18 protein-coding genes and 2 pseudogenes are annotated in these 16242 nt (G+C 61.5%); 17 read left to right on the forward strand and 3 right to left on the reverse strand.

Features of this window, described 5'->3' with window-relative positions; genetic code table 11:
- The first annotated feature begins 21 nt into the window (after nucleotides 1–21).
- From trxC to NKI69_RS02270, 3 genes and pseudogenes are all read left to right on the forward strand, one after another.
- The gene (trxC, locus tag NKI69_RS02260) at nucleotides 22–471 is read left to right on the forward strand and encodes a thioredoxin TrxC (RefSeq protein ID WP_352719868.1); all 450 of its coding nucleotides are present in this window, start codon (nucleotides 22–24) and stop codon (nucleotides 469–471) included.
- Nucleotides 435–650, forward strand: a pseudogene (locus NKI69_RS02265) (hypothetical protein); the annotation flags it as partial. The gene trxC and the pseudogene NKI69_RS02265, both read left to right, overlap by 37 nt.
- 87 nt (nucleotides 651–737) lie before the next feature.
- Nucleotides 738–1124, forward strand: a complete 387-nt coding sequence (locus NKI69_RS02270) for a hypothetical protein (protein ID WP_352719870.1) — start codon at nucleotides 738–740, stop codon at nucleotides 1122–1124.
- Nucleotides 1125–1247: 123 nt separating this feature from the next.
- Here NKI69_RS02270 and NKI69_RS02275 read toward each other — a convergent pair whose 3' ends face one another.
- Nucleotides 1248–1724 carry a plastocyanin/azurin family copper-binding protein gene (locus tag NKI69_RS02275; protein ID WP_352719872.1) on the reverse strand — a complete coding sequence of 159 codons (477 nt, stop codon included), beginning with the start codon at nucleotides 1722–1724 and terminating at the stop codon, nucleotides 1248–1250.
- A 172-nt stretch (nucleotides 1725–1896) separates the two neighbouring features.
- On the reverse strand, nucleotides 1897–2394 hold the full coding sequence (locus tag NKI69_RS02280; protein WP_352719873.1) for a sulfocyanin-like copper-binding protein: 498 nt from the start codon (nucleotides 2392–2394) through the stop codon (nucleotides 1897–1899).
- A gap of 257 nt (nucleotides 2395–2651) precedes the next feature.
- On the opposite strand from NKI69_RS02280, the gene NKI69_RS02285 reads away from it, so the two are divergent.
- The 6 genes from NKI69_RS02285 to arcC all read left to right on the forward strand — a co-directional run bounded on the left by NKI69_RS02285 (nucleotide 2652) and on the right by arcC (nucleotide 8417).
- The gene (locus NKI69_RS02285; RefSeq protein ID WP_352719875.1) at nucleotides 2652–2930 is read left to right on the forward strand and encodes a PepSY domain-containing protein; all 279 of its coding nucleotides are present in this window, start codon (nucleotides 2652–2654) and stop codon (nucleotides 2928–2930) included.
- 43 nt (nucleotides 2931–2973) lie between these two features.
- Nucleotides 2974–3504 carry a cytochrome b/b6 domain-containing protein gene (locus tag NKI69_RS02290; RefSeq protein WP_352720108.1) on the forward strand — a complete coding sequence of 177 codons (531 nt, stop codon included), beginning with the start codon at nucleotides 2974–2976 and terminating at the stop codon, nucleotides 3502–3504.
- A 234-nt stretch (nucleotides 3505–3738) separates the two neighbouring features.
- A complete protein-coding gene (gene arcD / locus NKI69_RS02295) occupies nucleotides 3739–5205 on the forward strand; it encodes an arginine-ornithine antiporter (protein ID WP_352719877.1) in 1467 nt (488 codons plus the stop codon).
- A gap of 14 nt (nucleotides 5206–5219) precedes the next feature.
- A complete protein-coding gene (locus tag NKI69_RS02300; protein ID WP_352719880.1) occupies nucleotides 5220–6434 on the forward strand; it encodes an arginine deiminase in 1215 nt (404 codons plus the stop codon).
- A 17-nt stretch (nucleotides 6435–6451) separates the two neighbouring features.
- The gene (gene argF / locus NKI69_RS02305; protein ID WP_352719883.1) at nucleotides 6452–7453 is read left to right on the forward strand and encodes an ornithine carbamoyltransferase; all 1002 of its coding nucleotides are present in this window, start codon (nucleotides 6452–6454) and stop codon (nucleotides 7451–7453) included.
- A gap of 1 nt (nucleotide 7454) precedes the next feature.
- Nucleotides 7455–8417 (forward strand): carbamate kinase, encoded by a 963-nt coding sequence (gene arcC / locus NKI69_RS02310; RefSeq protein WP_352719885.1) that lies wholly within the window; start codon nucleotides 7455–7457, stop codon nucleotides 8415–8417.
- Here arcC and NKI69_RS02315 read toward each other — a convergent pair.
- Complete coding sequence (locus NKI69_RS02315; RefSeq protein WP_352719887.1) at nucleotides 8372–8893, reverse strand: SRPBCC family protein; 522 nt, start codon at nucleotides 8891–8893, stop codon at nucleotides 8372–8374. The two genes, arcC and NKI69_RS02315, sit on opposite strands and share 46 nt — an antisense overlap.
- Nucleotides 8894–8970: 77 nt before the next feature.
- Between NKI69_RS02315 and NKI69_RS02320 the strand changes: the two genes are divergently transcribed.
- From NKI69_RS02320 to NKI69_RS02355, 8 genes and pseudogenes are all read left to right on the forward strand, one after another.
- On the forward strand, nucleotides 8971–9447 hold the full coding sequence (locus NKI69_RS02320) for a hypothetical protein (protein WP_352719889.1): 477 nt from the start codon (nucleotides 8971–8973) through the stop codon (nucleotides 9445–9447).
- Between the two features lie 19 nt (nucleotides 9448–9466).
- Nucleotides 9467–10201, forward strand: coding sequence for a CopM family metallochaperone (gene copM / locus NKI69_RS02325; protein WP_352719891.1), 735 nt, complete (start codon nucleotides 9467–9469; stop codon nucleotides 10199–10201).
- A 12-nt stretch (nucleotides 10202–10213) separates the two neighbouring features.
- The gene (locus NKI69_RS02330) at nucleotides 10214–10492 is read left to right on the forward strand and encodes a DUF5676 family membrane protein (protein ID WP_352719893.1); all 279 of its coding nucleotides are present in this window, start codon (nucleotides 10214–10216) and stop codon (nucleotides 10490–10492) included.
- A 257-nt stretch (nucleotides 10493–10749) separates the two neighbouring features.
- Nucleotides 10750–11052 (forward strand): DUF2933 domain-containing protein, encoded by a 303-nt coding sequence (locus NKI69_RS02335; RefSeq protein ID WP_502900145.1) that lies wholly within the window; start codon nucleotides 10750–10752, stop codon nucleotides 11050–11052.
- Between the two features lie 2 nt (nucleotides 11053–11054).
- Nucleotides 11055–11722: pseudogene (locus NKI69_RS02340) on the forward strand (methyltransferase family protein).
- A gap of 46 nt (nucleotides 11723–11768) precedes the next feature.
- On the forward strand, nucleotides 11769–13199 hold the full coding sequence (locus tag NKI69_RS02345; RefSeq protein WP_352720112.1) for a multicopper oxidase family protein: 1431 nt from the start codon (nucleotides 11769–11771) through the stop codon (nucleotides 13197–13199).
- Nucleotides 13200–13251: 52 nt separating this feature from the next.
- On the forward strand, nucleotides 13252–15690 hold the full coding sequence (locus NKI69_RS02350) for a heavy metal translocating P-type ATPase (protein WP_352719895.1): 2439 nt from the start codon (nucleotides 13252–13254) through the stop codon (nucleotides 15688–15690).
- Nucleotides 15691–15824: 134 nt separating this feature from the next.
- On the forward strand, nucleotides 15825–16127 hold the full coding sequence (locus NKI69_RS02355) for an amino acid kinase family protein (protein ID WP_352719897.1): 303 nt from the start codon (nucleotides 15825–15827) through the stop codon (nucleotides 16125–16127).
- Nucleotides 16128–16242 lie beyond the last annotated feature (115 nt).

A 16242-nucleotide genomic window follows, 5' to 3' on the forward strand; every position in this document is an offset into this window, starting at 1 on the left:
GACCGCAATCGGTGAATGGCCATGGCACAGCACAATTTGGTGGTTTGCAGCAAATGCGGCGGGGTCAACCGCCTGCCGTCGGCCCGCAACGCCTTGGAGGCGAAATGCGGGAAATGTGGGGCCATGTTGTTCTCGGGACACCCGCAAGATGTCGATGCCGAGGCATTCGATCACCAGATCACGCGCAGCAGCCTTCCCGTTGTGGTCGACATCTGGGCGCCCTGGTGCGGGCCCTGCAAGATGATGGCGCCAGCGTATGAGGCGGCGGCCAACGAACTGGAGCCGCATTTTCGTCTGATCAAGCTCAATTCCGACAACGAACAGGCCGTTGCGGGAAGGCTTGGCATTCGCGGCATCCCGACGATGATCCTCTTCCATGGCGGTCGCGAAATCGCGCGCACGTCCGGCGCAATGACGTCAGGGCAGATCGTCAGATGGGTTCGCGACCGGCTGCCGACTGTCGCCGCCTGAAGGCAGCGTCAAACCATGGATCCCTCATCGCGCGGCTCTGGCTGGTCCGGGCAATTGGTCTGCTGGTCGGCCTGGAGCGTGGTTGGCGGGAGCGGGATACTCCCGATCGCAGCCGCGCGGCCGGCATTCGCACCTTGCCAATATCCGGCTTGCTAGGCCGCATTCTGGCAGCGTTAGCCCGATTTCGAGCTCTCGAAGCATCCTTTGATGCGGATCAAGGCCCTGCCTGCAGGCAGCGCTATGGAACTTCGTGAAAGGAGTTCACGATGACCAGTTCGAAGGACCTCACCCCGAAATTCCGCCACGTCCGGTTGTTGCTTGCCCGCGAGAAGGGTCACCCTGGAGGTGATCACGAAGCAGGCTATGACGTACTCGCTCCGTTGACCGGCGAAGGCCGGCTCGACGCGGAGGAGTGGAAATTGCACAAGGCCTCTTGCCGCGTCCGTCGCTTTAGCACCGGCGAGGAGGATCTGATCGGCCGGCTACGTCGGAAGCCCGGCGGGCAGTGGTATTTCGACTATGCCGAAGGCGATCGCGACGACGAGATCGGCTTTCATCTCGGCGATGAGCGGTTCGTAACCGGCGAATATGTGTCGATCGCGCGCAATGGCGCCATGCACACCTACCAGGTGGCTCGGGTCGAACGGCCGTGATGGCTTAGCTCCAGGCGGATCGCGCGAGTTGGGTTTTTCGATCGTGCGGGCGATAACGACGTAATACGAAATCAAAAAACCCGCCGCACCTTTGGCGCGGCGGGTGCTTCATCAAACCACGGCCTATTTGACCAGGATTGTCGCCCACATTCCGTTCATGAAGTGGCCGGGAATGTTGCAAAAGACGGCATAGTTTCCAGGCTTGAGATCGAGCGTCAGCGATCCGGTCTTGCCCGGATCAAGTTCAGAGACCTCGCCGAGATGGCCTGCCGCATCCTCGTTGACACGATTTTCATTTGGCACATATGGCAGAGTGGCCTTTTTGACATCGGTCACCGGCACCACAATCATCTCGTGGACCGCGTCCTTGGAGCTGTTTTGAACCTCGAAGGTCACTTTGCCCGCGGGCACGACGGTTTGATCCAGCTTGATCCTCATCGTTGCCATGCTCATGTTTGCCGGCATGCCCATGCCCATCTTTGCATCGGCGTTCACGGCGCCTTCCTTGTCCCATAGCTTGACGTTCACGGTCGTGTTGGCGAAGGCGGGTGCCGAGGCTGTCAATAGGACGAGGAAGAGGCCGGTCTGGAAAGGCTTCATGTCTAAATGCTCCTGATCGCTCGCGGCGACCCCGCAAGCGCTGGTTTGGGGAATCATTCCTGGTCGCGGCACCCGGCTAGAACAGCCAAGCTGACAACACGCTGACAGCGGAGACGGGCGGCGACCAAGGATGAGGCGGGGCCTTCATCCGAAGCGCTGCCTGCTTCATGGCCTATGGATCGACGGTGAATTCAGCCCACATACCGGCCCCATAGTGACCTGGCACGTTACAGATAAGCAGGTATTTCCCAGCCTTCAGCTCGATGGTCAATGTGCCTGATTTGCCGGGGTCAAGCTCGGAAACCTCGCCCTTGTCGCCAGCCTTATCTTCGTCGACCCGGTTCTCGGCCTCGATGTAAGGAAGCGGTTTGCCGCGATCGGCAAGGTACATCACGATCATTTCGTGGACGGTGTCCTTGGAGTCATTTTTCACATTGAATGTGACCTCCCCGGCCTTCACCGCACCAGGCAAAGCTTTGATGCCCATAGTCGCCTTGGTGAGATCGAGGCCCGGCACCGCATAGGCGAGCCCCATCGGCATCTCCGTGCTCGCGCCCTTGTCCCACAGCGAGATCTGGACAAGCGCTGCAGCTTTGACGGCACCGGCACTGCCGGCCATGAGCATTGCGGCAGCAAGCCCGAGCGCCGCTCTCCTCGATATGGTTTTCATGGCAATCCTCCTTCAGGACGGCAGCAGAAGCGCTCTACATCCCGACCGGCATCCTGCTCGCGTGGTCACCCGCCGTCCTTGCGCCAGATCAACCAACCGGGCGCGGGTGCGATCGGTGGCCGACACAGCTGTCAGCCAGTTGTCAGGTTGAGTTGGTTATGCCGCACCAATGGCGGGTGATATCGCCGTCTGACTGAAGCCGATCAAATCCCACTCACAGGCGCAACATCCGCGCCATGCCTCAGAATGGAGCCATCATGTACCGTACTCTTGTTCTAGCCGCCCTCGCGGGCTTGCTTGCAGGGCCAGCACTCGCCGCCGGCGGCAGTTGCAGCGCCGCCCCGAAGTCACAGTTCAAGCCCAAGGCGACGCTCGAGGCACAATTGACTGGCGAAGGCCTGACCGTCCGGCAGATCAAGGTCGAGAAGGGCTGCTACGAAGTCTACGCCGTCGACAAGGCCGGCAAGAAAGTGAACCAGGCCTACAATGCCGAGACCCTTGAAAAGCTCGACAATGCAGAAGCCGGCGAAAACTGATCCGAGCGTTTCGGCAGCCACGGACGCACAGCCATCGGCAGAGATGGTGCGCGTCTGGGATCGGGTCGTGCGGAGCTTCCACTGGGCGCTGGTGCTCAGCTTCGTCACGGCTTGGCTAACCTCCCACTCATCTGAGAGCATTCACCATTGGGCTGGCTACGCCGCTGCCGGGCTGGTCGCGATGCGGCTCTTGTGGGGCGTTCTGGGCACGCCCTATGCGCGCTTCTCGCAATTCGTGCACGATCCGACGACGGTGCTGCGCTATCTCTCGGCAATACTGCGCGGCCGCGAAGCCCGCTACATCGGCCATAATCCGGCTGGCGGCGCAATGGTGATCGCGCTGATTGCGGCGATGGGTTCAACCGCGCTGACCGGATGGCTGATGACGACGGACGCCTATTTCGGCGTGTCGTGGGTCGAAGCGGCGCACAGCCTGGCTGCGCACGGCCTGCTGCTGCTCGTCTTGCTCCACATTGGCGGCGTCGCGCTGGCAAGCTTTCGCCATCGCGAAAACCTGGTCCGGGCCATGATCACGGGGCGAAAACGCAAGGCCGAGCCGGCCGACAAGGCCTGACGATCTGCCGATGCAGCAGTCCAGCTCGCTCCCAACGATCAGGCGGGCGCAAGTCGACCGCCCCTTGTTCTGCTTGGTCGCGGACGCCAGCGCCCGATAGTCCGTTTGAAGACCGTTACGGCACCAGTACTGCGGCGCCGCTCAAAAAAATGGATTTGACCCTCGTCAAAGCTGCCTCCCCCTTTTTCCGGTTCATTGCCTCCCATCAGAGCCTTCAAAATTTGGGAGAGCATCATGACCACGGCCGGAATCAACATCTCTATTCCGAAAGTTACCACCACAGCCCCGACGAAGCTTCGACTGGGTTCGCTGACCGCATTGGTGATCGGTTCGATGGTCGGCTCCGGCGTGTTCAGCCTGCCGCAGAATATGGCGGCTGGCGCTGGTCCCCTCGCAATCCTGATCGGCTGGGCGATCACCGCGGTCGGCATGCTGGCGCTTGTCTTCGTTTATCAGTCGCTTGCGACCCGCAAACCCGAGCTCGACGCCGGACCCTATGCCTATGCCAAGGCAGGCTTCGGTCCCTTCATCGGCTTCAACAGCGCCTGGGGCTACTGGATCAGCGCCTGGGTCGGCAACGTCTCCTACGCGGTGATCGTGTTCAGCGCCCTGTCCTATTTCTTTCCGGCCTTCGGCGACGGAAACACTTGGCAGGCGGTGCTCGGCGCATCGATCCTGTTGTGGTTGATCCACGTCCTGGTTCTCGCCGGCATCCGTCAGGCGGCGATCATCAACCTCATTGTAACGGTGGCGAAGATCGCTCCGATCGTCTTGTTCGTCGGGGTTGTTGCCGTAGCCTTCAAACTGCAGGTCTGGTCTCTCGACTTCACCGGTCTCGGTAACGCCAGTCTCGGCTCGATCACCGCACAAGTGAAAAGCACGATGCTGGTGACCCTGTGGGTGTTCATCGGCATCGAGGGTGCCAGCGTATTTTCCGGTCGGGCCGAGCGCCGCAAGGACATTGCCACGGCGACTGTTCTCGGTTTCTTCACCTGCCTTGCGCTCTACGCCCTGGTGTCGCTGCTGTCGCTCGGCATACTCAGCCAGCCAGAGCTCGCCGCGCTGAAGAACCCCTCCATGGCGGGGGTGTTGGAGGCGGTTGTCGGCCCCTGGGGTGCTATCCTCATCAACATCGCGCTTGTGGTGTCGGTGATCGGCGCTTTCCTGAGCTGGACGCTGCTTGCGGCCGAAATTCCGCATGTCGCCGCCAAGGATGGCACGATGCCGAAATTCTTCGGCCGCGAAAGCGACCGCGGTGTGCCCTCGATCTCGCTTCTGATCACCAATCTGCTCGTCCAGGCGTTCCTGGTGATCACGCTCTTCGCCCAAAGCACTTACCAGGCGCTGTTCTACATCGCGTCGGCCGCGATCCTGGTGCCTTACATCTTTTCCGGAGCCTATGCGGCCAAGCTCGCTCTGACCGGCGAGAGCTACGAGATTGGCGAGCAGCGCACCGGTCCGCTTCTTGCGGGGTTGCTGGCGACGGTCTACGGGCTGTGGCTCGTCTACGCGGCGGGGCCGGCCTACCTGTTCATGTGCGCGATCCTTTATGCGCCGGGCATCATCTTTTATGTCTGGGCGCGCCGCGAAACCAATCAGCGCGTGTTCCATCCTGCCGAAGCAGCCCTCGCTGGAACCCTCATCGCTGTCGCCATCCTCGCCGTTTACGAGATGTGGACCGGCGCCATCAGCCCGCTGTGAGAGGATTGACAGCGATGACAAGCCTGGGTGTCCACTCCGAAGTCGGACGTCTGCGCGAGGTGATGGTCCATCGTCCGGATCTCAGCCTGCGCAGGCTGACGCCGGAGAATTGCAAGGCGCTGCTCTTCGACGACGTGCTGTGGGTCAAGCGCGCGCGCCAGGAGCATGATGTCTTCGTCGATGCGTTGCGTGAACGCGGCGTGCTGGTGCATTCCTTCGGGGAGCTCCTGGCCGAGACGATGAGCCTGACCAAGGCTCGTGACTGGCTGCTCGACCGCCGGGTTCATCCCGGTGTCGTCGGGCTCGACATGGTCGACGAGCTGCGCGGATGGCTCAACGAGATGCCGTCAGAGCTGCTTTCGTCGTACCTTGTCGGTGGCATTGCCAGGGCAGAGCTTCCTTTCGAGCCCAAGGGCCTGACCGGAAGGACGCTCGCCCCCCAGGATTTCGTGCTGCCGCCGCTGCCCAACCAGCTTTTTACCCGGGACAGCTCCTGCTGGATCTACGGCTCGGTTTCGGTCAATTCGATGTACTGGCCCGCCAGGCGTCCGGAAGCGGCCAATGTCGAAGCCGTCTACCACTTCCATCCGCGCTTTCGCGATAGTGGTATTCCTTTCGTCTCGCCAGATTTGGGCACCGGCACCAGCCTGGAAGGCGGGGATGTCATGCCGATCGGCGGCGGAACAGTACTCGTCGGCATGGGAGAGCGCACCACGCCGCAAGCCGTCGGCGACCTCGCGCGCAACCTGTTCGCGGCTGGCGAAGCGACGCGTGTGATTGCTGCCCTAATGCCAAGAGACCGCAGCTTCATGCATCTCGACACCGTCTTCACCTTCTGCGATCGCGACCTTGTCACCCTGTATCCGCCAGTGGTGGACCGGTTGCGCACCTTCTCGCTCCGCCCGGGCGATGGAGCGGCAGCAGTCGAGGTCACTGACGAGACGAAACTCTTCACGACCGTGGTTGCTGAAGCCCTTGGACTGAAGTCGCTGCGGATCATCGCCACCGGTGGCGACCGCTACGAGGCCGAGCGCGAGCAATGGGATGACGGCAACAATGTCGTGGCGGTCGAGCCCGGCGTGGTCATCGGCTACGACCGAAATGTCTACACCAACACGCTGCTGCGCCGTGCCGGAATTGAAGTGATCACGGTCGAAGGCGCTGAACTCAGCCGCGGGCGCGGCGGCGGTCACTGCATGACCTGTCCGATTGTCCGCGATCCGACTTGACCCGAAAGGAAATCCGCATGTCGATCAATCTTCATGGCCGCTCCGTACTCACCCTGGACGATCTCACGGCCGACGAGATCCGCTTTCTGCTGAAGCTCGCCGCCGATCTCAAGGCCGCCAAGCTCGCCGGTCACGAAATACCACGCCTTGTCAGAAAGAACATCGCGCTCATCTTCGAGAAAGACTCGACGCGCACGCGGACGGGGTTCGAGGTGGCAGCCTACGATCAGGGTGCCCACGTCACCTATTTCGGCCCCACCGGCAGCCATATCGGCCACAAGGAATCGATGAAGGACACCGCCCGCGTGCTCGGCCGCATGTATGACGCGATCGAGTATCGCGGCTTTGGCCAGCACCAGGCCGAACTGCTTGCCACATATGCCGGCGTGCCGGTCTACAATGGTCTTACGGACGAGGCGCATCCGACACAGATCCTCGCCGACCTCATGACCATGCGAGAATTCACCCACAAGCATCTTTCCGACATGACCGTTACATTCGTCGGTGAGGGGCGCGACAATGTCGCCTTGTCGCTGGCGCTGGGTGCGGCAAAGGTCGGCATCGACATGCGCATCGTTTCGCCGAAGGAGCTTTGGCCGGACGAGGAATTCTGCAACCACATCCGGGACCTGGCTGAACGCAGCGGCGGCCGTTTCCGGCTCGACGAAGACGTGACAGGCTGCGTTCAGGATGCCGACTTTGTCTACACCGATGTGTGGATGTCGATGGGCGAGGACAAATCCGGATGGGCTGAGCGCATTCGCCTTTTGACGCCCTACCGCGTCACCAGTGAGGTGATGGCTGCCGCTGGCAACCCCCATGTCAAATTCATGCACTGCCTGCCGGCGTTTCACGACACCGATACCGAGATCGGCTCCTTCATTTCGAAGGAATACGGCATCGACTGCATGGAGGTTTCGGACGAAGTGTTTGAATCGGCAGCGTCGATCGTCTTCGATCAAGCGGAAAACCGCATGCATACAATCAAGGCCCTGCTCGTTGCGACGATTGGAAACTGAGATGCGTATCGTCGTTGCGCTCGGCGGAAACGCGCTGCTGCGCCGCGGAGAACCGATGACGGCCGAAAACCAGCGCGCCAACATCGGGCGCGCCGCATCCGTGCTGGCGGCACTCGTCGACGAAGGGCACTCGATCGTAGTCACGCACGGTAACGGCCCACAGGTGGGCCTGCTTGCGCTGCAGGCGGCAGCCACTCCCGATGGCGGCACATTCCCCCTCGACGTGCTCGGCGCCGAGAGCGCTGGCATGATCGGCTATGTGATCGAGCAGGAACTCGGCAACCTCCTGAAGGAGAGGCTGTTCGCGACGCTGCTGACGCAAGTGAAGGTGGACCCACGCGATCCGGCGTTCGCTCTCCCGACGAAGCCGATAGGCCCGGTCTACGACGAGGCCACCGCACATCGGCTTGCCACTGAGCGCGGTTGGAAGATCGCACCCGACGGCGACAAATGGCGCCGCGTTGTCCCCTCACCCAAGCCGCTGGAAATCCTGGAAGCTTCCGTACTCTCGTTCCTGGTCGAACGTGGCGTCATCGTCATCTGCACCGGCGGTGGTGGGGTTCCGGTGATAAGCCGGGACGACGGCAGTCTGTGCGGCGTAGAAGCCGTTATCGACAAGGATCTGGCGAGTTCGCTTCTCGCGCGCCAATTGAAGGCCGACATGCTGTTGTTGCTGACCGACGTCGACGCCGTCTATGTCGACTATGGAACAGCGGCTGCTCGAGCGCTCCGGCGAGTGACCCCCAACGAGATATCCGGAAGGAATTTTCCGGCTGGCTCCATGGGGCCGAAGGTCAGCGCTGCAATCGAGTTCGCTGTGGCGACAGGCAAGCCTGCCGCAATCGGCAAGCTCGATGATGCCGTCGAAATTGTCAGGGGTGGACGCGGCACATGGTTCGGAGCCGATGCTCGCCTCGCTCAGCCTATCGAAGGGACTGCCTGCCCGCCCGCCGTCTCGAAATAACGGGCTGCGTCTTTAGCCATCCGGCCAGTGCACCAGCGCGCGTATGCGTTCGCAAAGATCAGGCCAAGCCAACGGGCCGGCGCCGCTTTCGGGAGGTCGTATTCGATGAAGACCCGAAGCCGGGACCATCTCGTCTCAGGCACTATTTCGAAACCCATGCGATACCGGCCGATTACCCAGAGATTTGGTGCTCCGATGGTCTCCCAGACCTTCAGTCTGGGAGACGTCCGGATTGCAACCACCTGTTCCGCCGCCATCGCAATGCCGAGTATTTTTCCATGGAATCCAAACTTGGAGCCGACCAAACGAGCTTCGCCCGCATCGAACTCATAGTCCATTTTCGAACCAAGCATCATCCACGACGAGGCGCTCATGTGAGCCCCTAGATGCCTGTGGTCGTCGAGATAGGCGAACACGGTCTTGGCCGCGGAGTCTATCCTCACGATAGCCTCGGTGGAACGCGACATTGCTGGCATGATCTCGTCTCCTGTTCACCCCCCATCCGTTCAAGGGAGATCTGGGAAAACATCCGATACGTCTCGGATGAGACCTGATGAACAAAGCACTCACTAGGGGTCACGACATTGATTTACGTCAAAGAGGCGATGCGCAATTGTGCCATGCTAAACAAATGAAACCAGGGCTGGCCCAACTTCGCACCTTACTTTCCGTGATCGTCCTGGTCGCGGGCAGCATCGTTGCGGTGGCTGGCTTCGCCGGGCAGAGTTCGGGCTTGGGCGCGAATTTCGGGGCCGTTGCCGACGTTGCAGCCAGTTCCATCAATGGCTCGAGCCAAGCGGCAGGCCATGTCGCAGCAACTGCCCAGCATCACCACGATGGCTGTTGCGAGCACCCTGACTGTGCGTACTCGTCCGGATCCGGCTGTTGTGCTGCATATATTTTTGCGGCCGGCGAATGTGCGGTCATCCATTGCGCGCCAAGCACCACCCGTTTCGTGGCGGGCAAGGCGTTCCTGGCAACGGGCATTGACCCCGAGGCGCTCCTGCAACCTCCCCAGATCTTCGTCTGAGATTGCGCCATCGCGGCTGTTGAACTCGGCGCCGCTCGTCAGGGTCGATTCAGCAAGAATCCGCGAAACCAAACCGGTATCGGCGATCCGGTCTGCCTTTGCGCACCCAATTCCAGATTTCGCCTGTCCGTTCCACATCAACGACAAGGAAACAGTTGTGAAAACCCACCTTCGATTGATCACGCTTGCGGTATACGTGACCGTTTCGGGCGCGGCATTTGCCCAGACCGATCCGCACCATCCGGCGGCCGATGCGCCGCAAGCCACGACAGCTGCTCCGGCCGCACAGGCGATGCCGGGCGGGTTGCCCGAGCAGTGCATGGCGATGACGTCCACGATGCAGAAGATGATGCCCATGATGGAGAAGATAGCTCCCATGATGCAGCAAATGATGCCGATGATGCAGCAGATGATGCAGGGCGGGATGATGCAGGGTCAGGGCGGCATGGCGCAGGGCGGCGGCATGACGAACATGCCGATTGACACCGGCAACATGTCCGAGGCCTCCAGAAATTATATGGAGGCGATGAAGCGAATGGACGCACCGATGATGCAGGGCCTCCAGGCCGCCGATCCCGATGTCGCTTTCGTCCAATCAATGATCCCTCACCACCAGGGCGCCATCGATATGGCACGGGCGGTCTTGCAATTCGGCAAGGATGATCAGGTCAAGGTTTGGGCCAACCAGATCATCACGGCTCAGCAGGCCGAGATCGCCGCCATGCAGGAATGGCTCAAGCAACACGCGAAGTGACAGGAGGAAGACATGGACAAACTCAGCCTCCTGTCCGTCGGCATTGCGCTGGGCGTGACGTCGGCCCTGATGAGCATGCTCTGCGCTTTGGCCGTCGCTATCTGGCCAGAGGCAACACTCGATTTCTTCGGCGCCATCATGCACGGACTTGATCTCAGCGCGGTCAGATCCACCGCGCCGATGAGCCCTGGCCGCGTTGTCTATGGTGTCGTTGGCCTTGGTTTCGTTGGGCTGCTGGCGGGTGTCGTTTACGCCTCGATCTACAATGTCGTCGCCACCGGTCGCCGCTAGGGCAAGGCGAGGTTCCGCTCATGAAAGCCTGGTAGCGCTGGCAATCACCGCGTTCCGCGCGCGCCATCCGGCCGCGCTGGCCGGTGCTCTGATCGGAGGAGCGTCGTCCATCGGCTTGATGTCGGTGGTCAACTTCACGATCGGCTCCGACTCATGTGGCCACTGTTGGCCTGCGCGCTGGTCTGGGCCGTAAGCCTCGTCGCCTATGGGCTCGAAAGCTCCCGCAATGACAATCGATGACAAAAGGAACCCATCCCATGAATACCAACGACGTTCACCGCATGTCCGATCCGCCGACTGGGTCCGAACCAGAACCTGAGGCAGGCGGATTTTGGGCCTCGAAAACCGGCTTGGTCACGATCGCCTTCCTGCTGATCGCCGCGTTTTTCCTTCTCATTGAGCACCGGGCGCATACCTTTGGTGTGCTGCCCTTTCTGTTGCTGCTCGCGTGTCCTCTGCTTCACATGTCTCACCACGGGCATCGCGGTCACGGCAGTCATACGCACAAGGAAACTAAGCCGGGAGCACAAGACGGCACCAACCACCTCAAGGGAGCATGATCATGGTAGAGCAATCTCCCGCCTACGGCCTCTGGGGCCTGGCAATAATCAATTCGGCGGTTTTCATCCTGTTCGCATTCAGCTTCTTCAAGCCGCGAACCGGTCGTGACTGGCGCTCCTTCGGTGCATTCAGCGCCTTCCTGGTGGCGCTATTTGCCGAGATGTATGGGTTCCCGTTGACGATCTACTTGTTCTCGGGGTGGCTGCAGTCACGATACCCCGGCATCGACTGGTTCTCGCATGATGCCGGTCACCTCCCGAAATGATGTTCGGCTGGCGTCTCAATCCGCATTTCGGCCCGTTTCACGTTCTCAGCTTCTTCCTGATCGGCGGCGGTTTCATGCTGATATCGACCGCGTGGCGAGTGCTTTACGATGCGCTGCATCACAATCGCCTCGCAACGGACGGTCCATATGTCTTCATCCGGCATCCGCAATATGTCGGCTTCGTCCTCGTCATGGCAGGGTTCCTCGTGCAGTGGCCGACGCTCCTGACGCTGGCGATGTTCCCCATTCTGGTCGGCATGTATGTGCGGCTTTCTTTCATCGAAGAGCGTGAAGCAAGAAAGGAATTCGGCGACGCATACGACCGTTATGCGGCCCGTGTGCCGGCCTTTTTTCCGCATTTGGCCAGGCTGTTCGGTTCCAGCCGCGAGCGCCGCGCGCCCTGAGTGTGCTGAAACAGCGAAATTCCGAAGCGAAGCGAAGGAAACCATTGTGAAACGTCGAGATATCCTGAAGGCCGCAGTTGCGGGCGCCGCAGCTTTTGCAATCCCATCAACCTTGGCCGCAGCAGCTTCCTCCAGTCAGTCGGGCGGCCAGACGCTTGGTATCTCGCGTCGCACGATCGAGGTGAACGGCAAAGCTGCAAGCGTCTTCGGCCTGCGACGCGCCGACGGCGGCCCCGGCCTGCGTTTCCGGGCGGGCGATGCCTTCAATGTCCTGCTTCGAAACGAGACTGACGAACCGACCATCATCCATTGGCACGGACTGACGCCGCCCTGGCCGAGCGACGGCGTCGCCGACGCGCCACTGCCGCTCATCGGCGCCAAGACCGATCGCAGCTTCGATTTTCCGGTCGGCGGGCCAGGCACCTTCTGGATGCACGCCCATACCTTGCAGGAGCAATTGCTGCTCGCTGCTCCGCTTATTGTCGCCGATCCTGCCGATGACGCGAAAGACGAGCAGGAGGCTGTCATCCTGCTCCACGATTTCTCGTTCTCGTCGCCTCAGGAGCTGCTGGCTGGGCTGCAGAGTAAGAACACCGGCGGCTCCATGCCGATGGACGGCATGGATATGTCGGGAGCGCAAACCGACGCCATGGCAGGAATGAAAGATGGCGGCATGGTGATGGATATCAATGACATCGAGTATAACGCCTATCTGGCCAATGACCGGTCCCTGAACGACCCCGAGATCGTGCCGGTCGAACGGGGCGGACGCGTGCGCGTGCGGATCATCAACGGCGCGACGGCGACGGCGTTTACGATGGATTTCGGGGAACTTGAAGGCGAACTGATCGCGGTCGACGGTCAGCCTATCGAACCGGTCAGGGGTCGGCGATTTCCGATGACAATGGGACAGCGCCTCGACGTGCGCGTGCAGTTGCCGCGCGACCTCAGCTCCTCCTTTCCGATCCTGGCGCTGCGCGAGGGAAGCAAGGAACGGACCGGAATTGTCCTGCGTCCGGCGGGGGCGGCGGTCGCCAAGCTCGGGCCGGCGGTGGATGTTGATGCTCCGGTTCTTGACCTGGCGCTCGAGGCACAACTTCGGGCAATGGCGCCGCTAGCATCACGCCCTGCGGAAAAGACGTTCGAAATGGCGCTCACCGGCGATATGGCTGCCTATCGCTGGGGACTCGAAACCAGTGATCCCATCCTTGTGGACAAGGGCGATCGCGTCGAGGTCACGCTGCGCAATGACACCATGATGGCCCATCCAATGCATTTGCACGGCCATCACTTCCAAGTGGTCGCGATTGATGGGCAGCGCTTTCAGGGCGCTGTTCGCGACACCGTGCTGGTGCCGCCGATGCGCTCGATCACTATCGCCGTCGATGCCGTCAATCCCGGCAGATGGGCGTTCCACTGTCACCATCTCTACCACATGGCGAGCGGCATGATGTCGACCTTTGCCTACCGAAGCTGAGACACCGCGGATGGTGCGATCGCTGCCACGAACCGCTGCACGGAGAACGATGATGAAAAAGGTCAATCTGGAAGTGCGCGACCTTGTCGGGACGATGGATTTCGCAGCCGTCGAAAAACGTCTCGCGGCGTTGCCGGGTGTCGCGGGTGTCGCGATGAACGCGGGATCGACCACAGCGACCGTTGAGTTCGATGAAGAGCGGACGAACCCCCAGACCCTTGCGCGGGAAATCGAGGTCTGCGGCTTCCATTGCCGTGGCGAGACGGTGCCGCGGCATCTGTGCATTGCCGATAACACGACCGCTCCGCCGGGGCATTCGCGCGCGACCGCTGGGCACACCGGCCACGATCATGGCGGGCACGATCATGGGGGGCACGCCGCCATGACCGAGCCGGCTCCGGCGGGCGAGAGGACGGTTGCTGACAAGGTGCCACACGACGCCATGGCTCATGAGATGGGACACGGTGCCGGCATGGACATGCAGGGCATGGTCAAGGACATGCGCAACCGTTTCTTTGTCAGCCTGGTCTTCGCCCTGCCGATTTTCGCCATGGAGCCGATGGGCCTGGGCGAGCCGTGGCTGCGCCCGCCTTTCGGGCTGAGTGAAGACCTTGCAATGTTTTTCCTCGCCAGCGCCGCGATCCTTTATCCGGTCTGGCCCTTCCTGATCGCCGCCTGGCGAGCCCTTCGCAACGGCGTCCTCAACATGGCCGTGCTGGTGGTGCTGAGCGTCGGCACCGGCTACCTGTTCAGCGTCGGCGCGACCTTCTTCTTCGAGGGGCAGCAGTTCTATGAGGCCGCGAGTGTTCTCCTCGTGTTCATCCTGCTCGGCCATTGGCTGGAGATGCGCGCCCGCGCCGGGGCTTCGGCAGCAATCAGGGCCCTGCTCAACCTCGCCCCGCCCAGGGCGTCCGTTTTCCGTGGTGGCAAGGAGGTCGAGGTTGCGACTGCGGATATGGTGCTCGGCGACATCGTGGTCCTGCGGCCCGGCAACAAGCTCCCCGTTGATGGCGAGGTGATCGAGGGCGCCTCGACCATTGATGAATCGATGCTGACCGGCGAGTCGATGCCGGTGACAAAGAAGGTCGGCGATAAGGTCATCGGGGCGACCATCAACAAGAGTGGCACGCTGCGCTATCGCTCCACCAAGGTGGGTGCCGACACGGCTCTTGCCCAGATCGTCAAGCTGGTCCAGGAGGCCCAGAACTCGAAGGCGCCGGCGCAGCTGCTCGCCGATCGTGCTTCGCAATGGCTGGTGCTCGCCGCGATCCTCATCGGGCTTACGACCTTCGCCGTCTGGTTCTGGTGGCTCGGCCAGCCCCTGCTGTTCGCGATGACCTTGACCATCACCGTTTTCGTCATCGCCTGTCCCGACGCGCTCGGTCTCGCCACGCCCATGGCTGTCATGGTCGGCACCGGCCTTGGCGCCGCAAACGGGATCCTGTTCAAGAATGCAGCCGCTCTCGAGGAGGCGACCAAGCTCAACGTGATCGTCTTCGACAAGACCGGCACGCTCACGATGGGGCAGCCGAAGGTCGTCGAAATCGTTCCGGCTGCCGGCGTTTCACCAGACGAGGTTCTGCAAGTCGCTGCCGCCGTGGATCAGGGGTCGGATCATCCCCTGGCTGTCGCCATCGTCGAGCGGGCCAAAGACCTGAAGCTACCGAAGGTTTCGGACTTTCTGAACATCGAGGGCAAGGGCGCCAGCGCCGCCATCGGTGGAATTCCGGTTTTCCTCGGCAACCGGCGTCTTATGGACGAGCAGAAGATCGATCTTCTGGCGCTCGGCGAAAAATCCGAGGTGCTCAAGGGCGAAGGCCGCACCGTTATCCATGTGGCACGGTCCGGCAAGCTGCTCGGGCTCATCGCGATCGCGGATACGCCGCGCCCGACGGCCATCGCAACGATTGCCAAATTGCACGAGCAAGGCGTTCGCGTGGCGATGCTCACAGGTGACAACGCCGGCACCGCCAAACGCATCGCCGACGCACTCGGCATCGACATCGTTCTGGCCGACGTTTTGCCCGGACAGAAGGCCGAAAAGATCAAGGAGCTGCAAGGACAGGGCCTGAAGGTCGGCATGGTCGGCGATGGCGTCAACGACGCGCCAGCCCTGACCCAGGCCGATGTAGGGTTCGCCATCGGCGCAGGCACAGATGTCGCCATCGAAAGCGCTGACATCGTGCTGATGAAGAGCGATCCCTACGATGTGGTCGGTGCGATGGCGCTCTCACGCGCCACGCTGCGCAAGATGCACCAGAACCTGTGGTGGGCAGTCGGATACAATCTTATCGCCTTCCCGATCGCGGCAGGTGTGTTCTACCCGTTCCTTTTGAGCCCCGAGCTTGCGGCGCTGGCAATGTCTGGCAGTTCAGCTCTTGTGGCGGTCAACGCTCTTCTGCTGAAGCGAACCAGGCTCGAAGGCATCCGACCTGCCGCCCCGTCGATGACCGAAGGCGCCGCCCAGCACCCAACCGGCGCCCAGGTATGAGTCCATTCGCGAAAGCTTCCCTGCCCGCGTTGCCAAGGATCCTGAACGTGCTTCTGAAGAAGCCGCTGGCGAGCGAAGCACTTTCCAACTCGACGTGCTTGGCGCCGAAAGCGCGGGCATGATCGGTTACGTCGTTGAGCAGGAAGCTCGGCAACCTTCTCAAAGAGAGGCTGTTTGCGACCCTGCTGACGGTTGTTGACGCCGTCTACTTCGACTACGGCATCACCGCCGCTCGTGCGCTCAGGCGGGTTGCCCCGACCGAGTTGCCGGTCTGGGATTCTCCTGCTGGCTCCATGGGACCAAAGGTCGGCGCCGCAATTGAATTCGTTGAGGCAACTGGGGAGCCTGCCGCAATCGGCAAGCTTGATGATGCCGTAGAAATTGCCGATGGCAGGCGTGGCACAAGGGTCGATGCCGACACTCCGTTTCACCCATGATATCTGACTTCAAAGGGGGCGGCTGCCCCATCGAGTACTGGCGTAGGTAGTTTCCCGTAGGGATATAACCGAATTTCGCATCAGCCGATTTGGAGCGATTGCTGTCGCACGGATC

It is taken from the genome of Mesorhizobium sp. M0491 (genome assembly GCF_040321265.1).
GTDB lineage: Bacteria > Pseudomonadota > Alphaproteobacteria > Rhizobiales > Rhizobiaceae > Mesorhizobium.

Bases quoted from the DNA above. Each gene is read 5' to 3' on its own strand.
- trxC (WP_352719868.1), top strand. From the start codon at position 22: ATGGCACAGCACAATTTGGTGGTTTGCAGCAAATGCGGCGGGGTCAAC.
- NKI69_RS02270 (WP_352719870.1), top strand. From the start codon at position 738: ATGACCAGTTCGAAGGACCTCACCCCGAAATTCCGCCACGTCCGGTTG.
- NKI69_RS02275 (WP_352719872.1), bottom strand. From the start codon at position 1,724: ATGAAGCCTTTCCAGACCGGCCTCTTCCTCGTCCTATTGACAGCCTCG.
- NKI69_RS02280 (WP_352719873.1), bottom strand. From the start codon at position 2,394: ATGAAAACCATATCGAGGAGAGCGGCGCTCGGGCTTGCTGCCGCAATG.
- NKI69_RS02285 (WP_352719875.1), top strand. From the start codon at position 2,652: ATGTACCGTACTCTTGTTCTAGCCGCCCTCGCGGGCTTGCTTGCAGGG.
- NKI69_RS02290 (WP_352720108.1), top strand. From the start codon at position 2,974: ATGGTGCGCGTCTGGGATCGGGTCGTGCGGAGCTTCCACTGGGCGCTG.
- arcD (WP_352719877.1), top strand. From the start codon at position 3,739: ATGACCACGGCCGGAATCAACATCTCTATTCCGAAAGTTACCACCACA.
- NKI69_RS02300 (WP_352719880.1), top strand. From the start codon at position 5,220: ATGACAAGCCTGGGTGTCCACTCCGAAGTCGGACGTCTGCGCGAGGTG.
- argF (WP_352719883.1), top strand. From the start codon at position 6,452: ATGTCGATCAATCTTCATGGCCGCTCCGTACTCACCCTGGACGATCTC.
- arcC (WP_352719885.1), top strand. From the start codon at position 7,455: ATGCGTATCGTCGTTGCGCTCGGCGGAAACGCGCTGCTGCGCCGCGGA.
- NKI69_RS02315 (WP_352719887.1), bottom strand. From the start codon at position 8,893: ATGCCAGCAATGTCGCGTTCCACCGAGGCTATCGTGAGGATAGACTCC.
- NKI69_RS02320 (WP_352719889.1), top strand. From the start codon at position 8,971: ATGAACAAAGCACTCACTAGGGGTCACGACATTGATTTACGTCAAAGA.
- NKI69_RS02330 (WP_352719893.1), top strand. From the start codon at position 10,214: ATGGACAAACTCAGCCTCCTGTCCGTCGGCATTGCGCTGGGCGTGACG.
- NKI69_RS02335 (WP_502900145.1), top strand. From the start codon at position 10,750: ATGAATACCAACGACGTTCACCGCATGTCCGATCCGCCGACTGGGTCC.
- NKI69_RS02350 (WP_352719895.1), top strand. From the start codon at position 13,252: ATGAAAAAGGTCAATCTGGAAGTGCGCGACCTTGTCGGGACGATGGAT.